The organism is Pseudoflavonifractor phocaeensis, assembly GCF_016901955.1.
Classification (GTDB): Bacteria; Bacillota; Clostridia; order Oscillospirales; family Oscillospiraceae; genus Flavonifractor; species Flavonifractor phocaeensis_A.
The window spans coordinates 1-8,886 of the sequence record NZ_JACJLC010000103.1 but is presented as its reverse complement, the minus strand read 5'-3'; the positions used below and the strand labels follow the sequence as shown (position 1 = coordinate 8,886).

Here is an 8,886-nt window from a genome sequence, read left to right as displayed (position 1 = left end):
ACGAGCGCCATATAAGCACATCGCTGTACCACCCAATACCTGCGTACCAACATACGCTCCTCCGGTAACGGGGAGGGCCGCCAGGACCTACTGGGGCATACGCCGGTTCAGGCTGGAACTCCGGAGTGATCTTCGGACAGGATCTCCTTGATCCCCAGGGACTCAAACAAGTCAGGGATGTGCGAAAAATTTTTGCCGCCAAACCGGGTCTGAACTGCCCCAGCAAAAACAGCCAGTGACGAAATACCCTCTGATACAGGAACATAGCAGTACAAGGCAGCACCAGAGTGTATCTGTGCTTCCAATACAGTGAGATACAGATATGGAGGTAAGGGGTGTGCAGCCCCGCAGGATACTCCAGTGGTGAAATTTTACAATCCCTTATAAATGGAAGTCCCCATCCTCCTTGCCAGTCAGAGCACGGCTCCCTGGGGCGCCTCTTTCTGCTGCAGGATCCGAAACGCGATCTCGTGGCCATGGATCAGACGGGAACGGTGCCGGAAGAAGATGCGGCCGGACACCGGGGCAGACAGTCGCTCCAGCACCTGACCGGTACAGGGGTCCTGAATGTGGGCCAGCACATCGCCCGCTGTCACTGTCTCCCCCAGAGGGCGGCGATGGACCAGCAGGCCGCCGACGGTGGAGAGGATATTGCGCAGGCTGTCCTCGTGATACAGGCAGGTCTCTTCCCCAGGCCCGCCCGCATCGCGGCAAAATCCCTTTTTTGCCAAAAACCGGAGAATGGCTTCCACTCCCTGCCTGGCAGCGGCGGGGTCCAGATCTTCCGTGGCGCTGGCATAAAGGGAAAAGGCCTGGGTATCCCAAACTTGCCAGTTGTAATTGAGGGTGGTAGTATCATAGCGGCAGATGGGCATGTCGGCCTCCCGGCAGCGGCTGTTACTGTCCAGTCTGGCAGTGCCGCGCACCGTATAGCGGAAATGGTCATGGGGCTGAGAGATCCGTCCGATCTGCATCAGGTTGCCAAAGTTGTCCCGCTGCCTGGTATAGGGGACCTGAGGATCCAGCTCCAGAGTCACATCCAGGATCTCCTGGCCGGGAACTGAGGGCGGAACGCACCGAAGCGTAAAGTCATGCTCTGCCACCGGGGCGTCAAATTCCAGATTGATATCATAGTAAAAGCTCAGTCGCCGGCTCATACGCAGAACAGACCTTCCACGCTGCTGAGCAGGGTGATCCTGTCTACCGGCTGGGCCTCCAGGGCCCGGCCTGTGACGATCCTCAAGGCGTCCGGCTGGGGCGTAAGATTGGTTTTGTACAGCCGGTTGAGCAGCTTGCGCAGCTCTCCCTCCAGCCGCTCAGGCTGACGCTCCAGCCGGAGCATCAGACTGATGCGCTCCACCATGCCGCCGGTCTTGGTGATGTTTCGGGCAGACTCCTCCTCCACTGCGTCGTCAAAGCTGCCCCGGAAGGCCATAATGTCATCCAGCACCCACTGCAATTCCACCGCCGGGGACTCGCTGCGGGCAGCCAGCTCCATGGCGCTGTGGGCCAGCTGGAGATAGGCCAGGGTCTGGGAGCTGATGGTCTCCCGCAGCACCATGCCATTGCCCAGCATCGCCTCCACCGCGCTGCGGATGGAGTATTGACTCTGGTCGTCGAAAAGATAGCGCCGGCAAAAATCCTCCCCGCTCTCGTAGGTGCAGGGAATCCCCATTTTACGGCAAAACATGACATAGTCAATGCCGGAGCCGTCAATGAGGCTGTCATAGTCCTCCACCATCAGCTGAACAGAGCTGTATACCCGCTCGCTGTACCGGCCCAGCCAGAACAGCCGGTTCTGCTTGCTCAATGTGATAGTATCCATGTGTCTTTAAAGCCTCCTCCCTGAGACGAATTGACAATGAAACTGTCCGGATTGCGGGAGAACCGGGTCAGGCCGCTGGGCCATACCGTGGTCCCCTCCGCCCCAGTGAGCACAAAGGCCCGCAGGTCGGCCTTCCGCTCTACTTGCTCCTCCCCCTCCAAGATGGGAAGATCCTGGAAGTCAATGACCTCTTGGGCAATGAAGCGCCGGGGCTGGGCCAGAATGGTCTGTCTCAGTTCGTCCAATGCCTGGCTGGTCAGCTTGCTGCCGAAGAGCACGCCGTAGCCCCCCGCCTCCGCCACGTCCTTGATCACCAGGGTGTCCAGATGCTCCAGCACATACTTGCTGTCCGCTTCGTAGAAGGGCAGATAGGTGGGGGCATTGTGCAGAACGGGCTCTTCTCCCAAATAGTAGCGGATCATCTTGGGCACAAAATAATAGATACCCTTGTCGTCGGCCACCCCATTGCCAAAGGCATTGAGCACCGCCACATTGCCCGAGCGGTAGGCCGCCATCAGGTTGGGTATGCCGATAAGGGATTCCGGTTCAAACGCCAAAGGGTCCATGTATTCGTCCGACACCCGGCGGTAGACGGCACCCACCCGCTGATCGCCCTGGGTAGAGCGATAGTACAGTGCGCAGTCCCGCACATACAGATCGCCAGCCTCAGCCAACACCGCCCCTGCCTGCTCAGCCAGATAGGAATGCTCAAAGTAGGCGGCGTTATACCGGCCGGGTGTAAACACCACGTTGATTCCGCCGGTATTGACACTGTCCATCGTTTTACGCAGCAGCTGACCGTAGTTGCGGTTGTCCAGCACCCCGTTGCGGCGGAAGGTGTCCGGGCTGCACCGGCGGCACAGGCCCCGGGCAATGAGGGGATAGGAGGCCCCGGAGGGAATGCGCAGATTGTCCTCCAGAATATACCAGGCCCCATCCTTGCCCTTTACCAGGTCGATGCCGCTGATGTGGCTATAGACACCTCCCACGGGCATAATCCCCTCGCACTGGGGCAGATAGCCCGGGGAGCGGTAGACAAAATCCTCTGGAACTACGCCGTCTGAGAGAATGCGCTTGGCACCATAGATATCCCTTAAAAAATGATTGAGAGCTTCCACCCGCTGCCGCAGGCCCCGCTCCAGAACGCTCCATTCCTGTGCGGTGATGATGCGCGGAATGGGGTCGTAGGGAAAAAGCCGCTCATGAAAGGCTCCGTTCTTATAAATTCCAAACTTTACCCCATACCGGGCCAGCTGCCGGTTGATTTGCTCCTTGTGGCGAATCATATTATCCATGGGCTCACCGTCCTAACAAAAGCACAGGGCGAGGGCGTCTGGCAGACGCCCTCGCCCTGTATGAAAAATGAGTCCATTATACCGTCGTTCTTCTCCGCCGTCAAGACATTTGCCGTTTTTTGTATCCTGTCTGATGTACCCCGTCATATTTATCAAAATATACCGTTTTGCCCCGGAAAACTATGTGAATTTGAGATAATCAGTTCCCTGTCTTATTGACAAGGATACTCCGCTGTGGTAAACTGCCACATCATCAGATATGCAATATCGGAACAAAGACGTTTCATTCCGGGCCCGGAATGGCACGTCTTTTTTTATTGGGCAAGGCTGCTGCCGGACCGGGAGAGAGGGTGGTTTTATGATCAGACTGGAAAAGGTCAACAAATATTTCGGCGACCTTCATGTGCTCAAGGACGTGAGCCTGGAGGTGGCGGAGGGGGAAAAGCTGGTGATCATCGGCCCCTCCGGCTCCGGCAAGTCCACCACCGTCCGGTGTATGAACTTTTTGGAGGAGCCCACCAGCGGCCAGGTGTACATCAACGGCACCCTCCTCACCCACAAGAACAAGCGGCAGATGGTGCGGGACAATATGTCCATGGTCTTCCAGCAGTTTAACCTATACCCCCACATGACGGTGCTGAAAAACCTTACCCTGGCCCCCATGAAGCTGCACCACAAATCCCGGCAGGAGGCGGAGGAGCTGGCGTATCACTATCTGGATGTGGTAGGGCTCACCGACAAGGCCCATGCCTACCCCACCACCCTGTCCGGCGGCCAGCAGCAGCGCATCGCCATCGCCCGCGCCCTGTGCGCCCAGACCAAGATCATTCTCTTTGACGAGCCCACCTCCGCCCTGGACCCGGAAACCATCCAGGAGGTGCTGGACGTCATGATCAAGCTGGCCAGAGAGAACATCACCATGGTGGTGGTGACCCACGAGATGGGCTTTGCCCGCCAGGTGGCCGACCGGGTGGTCTTCATGGCCGACGGCCAGATCCTGGAGGAGGGCAGCCCCGAGCATTTCTTTACCAATCCCCAGCACCAGCGAGTCAAGCAGTTCCTGGGCAAGATCCTGAAATCATAAAGGAGATATCCGGGATGCGGCAGCTCTCGCTGCCCCATCCCGTTCCGCATTGGATATTACGAAGAGGAATACATTCAGGAGGGATTACTATGAAATGGAAAAATCTTGCGATGTTTGGCCTGGCCTTTGCTACCCTTGTAGGGGTATCTGCCTGCGGCGGTACCCCCGCAGCATCCACTTCCTCGGGCAGCCCATCGGGCGCTGCCGCCACCGACGCACTGGGCGCCGACACCCAGGCCATCGTGGACCGGGGCGTGCTCCGGGTGGGCGTGAAGAACGCCGTGGTGGGCTTTGGCTATCAGGACCCTGCCACCGGTGAGTACTCCGGCATGGAGATCGAGCTGGCCCAGAAGCTGGCCGATCAGCTGGGGGTGGATGTGGAGTACACCACCGTCACCGCCGCCACCCGCACCGAGCTGCTGGACTCCGGCGACATTGACTGCGTGCTGGCCACCTTCACCATTACCGACGAGCGCAAGGAGAGCTGGGACTTTACCACGCCCTACTACACCGACTACGTCACCGTGCTGGTGGAGGACGCCTCCGGCATCCAGGGTCTGGCCGACCTGAAGGACAAGCTGGTGGGCGTATCCTCCGGCTCCACCTCCGCCCGCTCCCTGGTGGAGGCCATGATCGAGGCGGGCGTGCTGGACGGCACGGGCTACTCCGCCGATACCTTTGATCCGGCCACCTGGACCGACGGCATCTCCTTCCAGCAGTTTGACGACTACCCCGCCATCTCCACCGCCCTCAGCGCCGGCACGGTAGACGCCTTCTGCGTGGACAAGTCCATCCTGGCGGTATACCGCACCGACGGCCGCAGCTACATTGAAGATCAGTTTGCCCCCCAGCAGTACGGCATCGCCACCAAGCTGGGGAGTGACTTCTCCACCTACTGCAACGACTTTATCGAGACCTGCCTGTCCGATGGCACCATCGACGGCTATATCAGTGAGTTCAACCTGGGCTGAGGAAAGCCGGGTCCTGCGGGGCAGGGGCGGGGGCAACCCCAGCCTGCCCCGCGTTTATTTGTAACAGGAGGGACGAGATATGGAAGAACTGCTCTCCGCCGAGGCCTGGGGAAAGGTCTGGACCTACCGGGACACCTTTCTGATGGGATTTGGCAATACCTTACAGACCGCCGTACTGGGTCTGCTGCTGGCCCTGGCCCTGGGGCTGGTGTTTGGCCTGCTGGCCACCAGCGGAAAGAAGCCTCTGGTCTTCCTTGCCCGGGTCTATGTGGAATTTTTCCAGAATACTCCCATCGTCTTGCAGATGTGCTTTCTCTACTATGTGCTGGCATTCTCCGGCGTGAAGGTAAGCATCATTCTCACCGGCGTGGTGAGTTTGGGCATCTACACCGGCGCCTACATGGCCGAGGTGGTGCGGGCGGGCATCCAGGCTGTGCCCAAGGGCCAGTTTGAGGCCGCAGCCAGCCAGGGATTCGGCTATGTGGAGGCCATGTATTACATCATTTTTCCCCAGAGTCTGAAGATCATTCTGCCGCCTATGGTGAACCAGGCGGTAAATCTGTTTAAAAATACCAGCTGTCTGTACATCGTGGGAGGCGCCGATCTGATCTCCCTGACCTACAGCTTCGTCACCGGCGCCACTACCGGCGGAGCTTACGCCCCCGCCTATGTGGTGTGCGGCGCGCTGTTCTTTGTGGTGTGCTTCCCCCTGTCCACCCTGGCCTCCACCTGGGAGAACAACCTGAAGCGGCGGGACAGCCGGGGTCCGGAGGCAAAAAAGCTGGAAGAAGCGGGGGTGTCCTGAATGATTGATTGGCAGGCAAGCATTTCCATTCTACAGGCCCAGGGCGTGCTGGTCTATCTGCTGCGGGGGGTGGTCTTTACCCTGGTAATCTCGGTGTGCGCGGTGCTGGTCAGTCTGTGCATCGGCGCGGTGCTGGCTCTGGTGCGCAACTACTGCACCGGCAGGACCCGGGTATTGAAGTGGCTGTCCACCGCCTATATCGAGCTGTTCCGCAACACCCCGCTGCTGTTCTGGATCTTTATCTGTCTGGTATTCTGCCCGGTGCCCCAGTTTCTGGCCCACCGGATGCTGGGTCTGACCAGCGTGGAGGTGCGCATTCTCTTCCGGGCCTTTGTGGCGCTGGTGCTCTTTGAATCCTCCATTATGGCGGAGATCGTCCGGGGCGGCCTCAACTCGGTGGCACCGGGCCAGTTTGAGGCCGGCCACTCCCAGGGCTTCAGCACCGTGCAGATCATGCGCTATATCGTGCTGCCCCAGGCCTTCCGGGCGGTGGTGCCCACCCTGCTCAGCCAGGTGATCAGCACCATCAAGGACTCCAGCTACCTGGCCAATGTGGCGGTCATCGAGCTGATGTCCCGGGTACGCCAGATCCTGGCCACCTCCAATGTGTACAACGGCGCGGGGACCCAGCTGGTCAGCGACGTATTCGTGCTGTTTGGCCTGGCCTTTGTGATCTACTTTGTGCTCAACTTTGCCCTGTCCTGTGTGGTGCGCAGCATTCAGAAGCGGAAGCCCAGGCAGGCGGCCCGTCCGGCCGCCGCCCGGTCATAGGAGGTGATGAGATGGCTCAGCCCTATGTGATCACTTTATCCAGAGACTTTGCCAGCATGGGGCGCACCATTGCCCAGCTGCTCTCCCAACGGCTGGGGTGCGCGTTTTACGACCGGGACATCGTGGAGCAGACCGCCAGGCGGATGGGCCTGCCGGTATCCGTGATCTCGGACACCGAGGAGGCCGCCCACAACCTGTTTTACAAGCGGATCTACCCCCTGGGCATGGGAGTCAGAAGTATGCAGGACGAGATCTTCCAGGTTCAGAAAAATATCATCCGGGATCTGGCCGCGAAAGAGAACTGCATTGTGGTGGGACGGTGCGCCGACTATGTGCTGAAGGATCTGCCCCATGTGCTCCATGTTCACATTTTCGCCCCGGAGGAGCAGCGGTTCAAAAACTGTGTTCAGAAGCTGGAAATGGAGCCGGAAGCTGCCCGCCGTACCATTGCCCGGGTGGATCGGGCCAGGGAACTCTATCATCAGCTCTATGGTGGAGGAGACGTGTTCACCAACTGCCATGTGATGCTTAACTCCAGCCAGTTTGGGGTGGAGGGTACCGCCCGTATACTGGAGGGGATTGCCCGGGATACCCTCCCTGTCAGCAAGCCCTGAGCCCAGTGGGCCATTGCCCCGTTTTGCCCCGGACCTTTGGTAGAACCTGAGCAAATCGGCCCGCCGGATTCTTTTTGATTTGGGAATTTCTCCAAAGCTGCTTATTTGCGGTTGACAAATTTGAAATACAGAAGTATGATTCTTGCAAATTCAGGTGAGCGCACCCAAAAAGCTCCCCTGAAATCGGCCTATCCGCGAATTTAAAATGCAAAATGCCGTCAAATATGACAGAGGCATATATTTGCCTGCAAAGTCGCCATGAACCCGATCCAACGCTGTTGGTCTGGGCCAGTGGCGACTTTTTTCATTGCCGGGGGCCGAAAACAGGAAGGATGGATTTATTATGAAACGCAAGCTGCTGTCCCTTGTCTCTGCTGTCAGCCTCAGCCTGTGTCTGGCCGCCTGCTCCGGCGGCTCCGGCACCGGTACCGCCAGTTCCCCCGCCTCTACCGACACAGCCTCTCCCGCCCTCTCTGTCGCTGCCCAGGAGGAAACCTCCTCCGGCGACGTCAAGCTGGTGGAGAGCGGCACTCTCAAGGTGGCCATGGAATGCGCCTACGCCCCCTTCAACTGGACCCAGGCCGACGACTCCAACGGCGCGGTTCCCATCTCCGGCACCTCTGACTACGCCTACGGCTATGACGTGATGTTTGCCAAGGAGATCGCCCAGGAGCTGGGCTGTGAGCTGGAGATCGTCAAGATGGAGTGGGACGCTCTGATCCCCGCCCTCCAGTCCGGCACGGTGGACGCCGTCATTGCCGGCCAGTGCATCACCGCCGATCGGGCCGCCCAGGTGGACTTCTCCGACCCCTACTACTACGCCTCCATCGTCTGCCTGGTGAAGAGCGACAGCCCCTATGCCTCCGCCACCGGCATCGACGGCTTTGAGGGTGCCACCGCCACCTCCCAGCTGGGCACGGTGTGGTACGATACCTGCCTGCCCCAGGTGCCCGGCATCGAGCTGCTGCCCGCTCAGGAGTCTGTTCCCGCCATGCTGGTGGCTCTGGACTCCGGCGCGGTAGACCTGGTGGTCACCGACCAGCCCACCGCCCTGTCCGCCTGCAAAGCCTATCCCGATATGGTCATGCTGGACTTCTCCGGCACCGAGGGCGACTTTGACGTGTCCGAGGAGGAGACCAACTTCGGTATCTCCGTGCAGAAGGGCAACACCGGTCTGACCGAGGCCATCAACCAGGTGCTCTCCCGTTATACCACCGATGATTACACCGCCATGATGGATGAGGCCATTTCCGTGCAGCCCCTGAACAACGACTGATTTGAATCATCGGAGCAGGCCGGGCGTCGAAAGGCGCCCGGCCTCCACCCAAAGGAGGGCTTCACATGGAAAATCTGGTTCAGTTTCTGAATGATATGGGCGCTGTATGGAGCCGTTACGGCGCCTCCATGCTGTTGGGTACCCGGAATACCATATTGCTGGCAGTGATCTGCACCATCATGGGGTGTGTGATCGGATTTGTGGTAGGTACCGTACAGGCCACCCCCATCTCCCCCAGAACCCCG

The 8,886-nt window shown here is 59.3% G+C and carries 9 protein-coding genes and 1 pseudogene; 7 read left to right on the top strand and 3 right to left on the bottom strand.

Features of this window, described 5'->3' with window-relative positions; all coding sequences use genetic code 11:
• Window positions 1-413: 413 nt before the first annotated feature.
• From H6B51_RS15140 to H6B51_RS15130, 3 genes are read right to left on the bottom strand one after another with little or no spacing between them, the layout of a single operon-like run.
• Window positions 414-1,157, bottom strand: coding sequence for a transglutaminase N-terminal domain-containing protein (locus H6B51_RS15140; protein ID WP_204884478.1), 744 nt, complete (start codon window positions 1,155-1,157; stop codon window positions 414-416).
• Window positions 1,154-1,825, bottom strand: coding sequence for an alpha-E domain-containing protein (locus H6B51_RS15135; RefSeq protein WP_204884477.1), 672 nt, complete (start codon window positions 1,823-1,825; stop codon window positions 1,154-1,156). The genes H6B51_RS15140 and H6B51_RS15135 overlap by 4 nt, the downstream gene beginning before the upstream one ends.
• Window positions 1,807-3,120: a circularly permuted type 2 ATP-grasp protein gene (locus tag H6B51_RS15130; RefSeq protein ID WP_204884476.1), complete on the bottom strand. Its 1,314-nt coding sequence runs from the start codon at window positions 3,118-3,120 to the stop codon at window positions 1,807-1,809. Before H6B51_RS15130 ends, H6B51_RS15135 begins: the two co-directional genes overlap by 19 nt.
• 358 nt (window positions 3,121-3,478) lie before the next feature.
• On the opposite strand from H6B51_RS15130, the gene H6B51_RS15125 reads away from it, so the two are divergent.
• The 7 genes and pseudogenes from H6B51_RS15125 to H6B51_RS15095 form a co-directional block, all read left to right on the top strand.
• Window positions 3,479-4,204: an amino acid ABC transporter ATP-binding protein gene (locus H6B51_RS15125; protein ID WP_204884475.1), complete on the top strand. Its 726-nt coding sequence runs from the start codon at window positions 3,479-3,481 to the stop codon at window positions 4,202-4,204.
• An 89-nt stretch (window positions 4,205-4,293) separates the two neighbouring features.
• Window positions 4,294-5,175: a transporter substrate-binding domain-containing protein gene (locus H6B51_RS15120; protein WP_204884474.1), complete on the top strand. Its 882-nt coding sequence runs from the start codon at window positions 4,294-4,296 to the stop codon at window positions 5,173-5,175.
• Between the two features lie 79 nt (window positions 5,176-5,254).
• Window positions 5,255-5,980, top strand: a complete 726-nt coding sequence (locus H6B51_RS15115) for an amino acid ABC transporter permease (RefSeq protein ID WP_204884473.1) — start codon at window positions 5,255-5,257, stop codon at window positions 5,978-5,980.
• Entirely contained in the window at window positions 5,981-6,751 is a 771-nt protein-coding gene (locus tag H6B51_RS15110) for an amino acid ABC transporter permease (protein ID WP_204884472.1), read from the top strand.
• 11 nt (window positions 6,752-6,762) lie between these two features.
• Window positions 6,763-7,365 (top strand): cytidylate kinase-like family protein, encoded by a 603-nt coding sequence (locus tag H6B51_RS15105; RefSeq protein WP_204884471.1) that lies wholly within the window; start codon window positions 6,763-6,765, stop codon window positions 7,363-7,365.
• A 343-nt stretch (window positions 7,366-7,708) separates the two neighbouring features.
• Window positions 7,709-8,641 (top strand): transporter substrate-binding domain-containing protein, encoded by a 933-nt coding sequence (locus H6B51_RS15100; RefSeq protein WP_204884470.1) that lies wholly within the window; start codon window positions 7,709-7,711, stop codon window positions 8,639-8,641.
• A 65-nt stretch (window positions 8,642-8,706) separates the two neighbouring features.
• Window positions 8,707-8,886 (top strand): annotated as a pseudogene (locus tag H6B51_RS15095) (amino acid ABC transporter permease); the annotation flags it as partial.

Bases quoted from the DNA above. Each gene is read 5' to 3' on its own strand.
- H6B51_RS15115 (WP_204884473.1), top strand. From the start codon at position 5,255: ATGGAAGAACTGCTCTCCGCCGAGGCCTGGGGAAAGGTCTGGACCTAC.
- H6B51_RS15105 (WP_204884471.1), top strand. From the start codon at position 6,763: ATGGCTCAGCCCTATGTGATCACTTTATCCAGAGACTTTGCCAGCATG.
- H6B51_RS15135 (WP_204884477.1), bottom strand. From the start codon at position 1,825: ATGGATACTATCACATTGAGCAAGCAGAACCGGCTGTTCTGGCTGGGC.
- H6B51_RS15120 (WP_204884474.1), top strand. From the start codon at position 4,294: ATGAAATGGAAAAATCTTGCGATGTTTGGCCTGGCCTTTGCTACCCTT.
- H6B51_RS15110 (WP_204884472.1), top strand. From the start codon at position 5,981: ATGATTGATTGGCAGGCAAGCATTTCCATTCTACAGGCCCAGGGCGTG.
- H6B51_RS15140 (WP_204884478.1), bottom strand. From the start codon at position 1,157: ATGAGCCGGCGACTGAGCTTTTACTATGATATCAATCTGGAATTTGAC.
- H6B51_RS15125 (WP_204884475.1), top strand. From the start codon at position 3,479: ATGATCAGACTGGAAAAGGTCAACAAATATTTCGGCGACCTTCATGTG.
- H6B51_RS15130 (WP_204884476.1), bottom strand. From the start codon at position 3,120: ATGGATAATATGATTCGCCACAAGGAGCAAATCAACCGGCAGCTGGCC.
- H6B51_RS15100 (WP_204884470.1), top strand. From the start codon at position 7,709: ATGAAACGCAAGCTGCTGTCCCTTGTCTCTGCTGTCAGCCTCAGCCTG.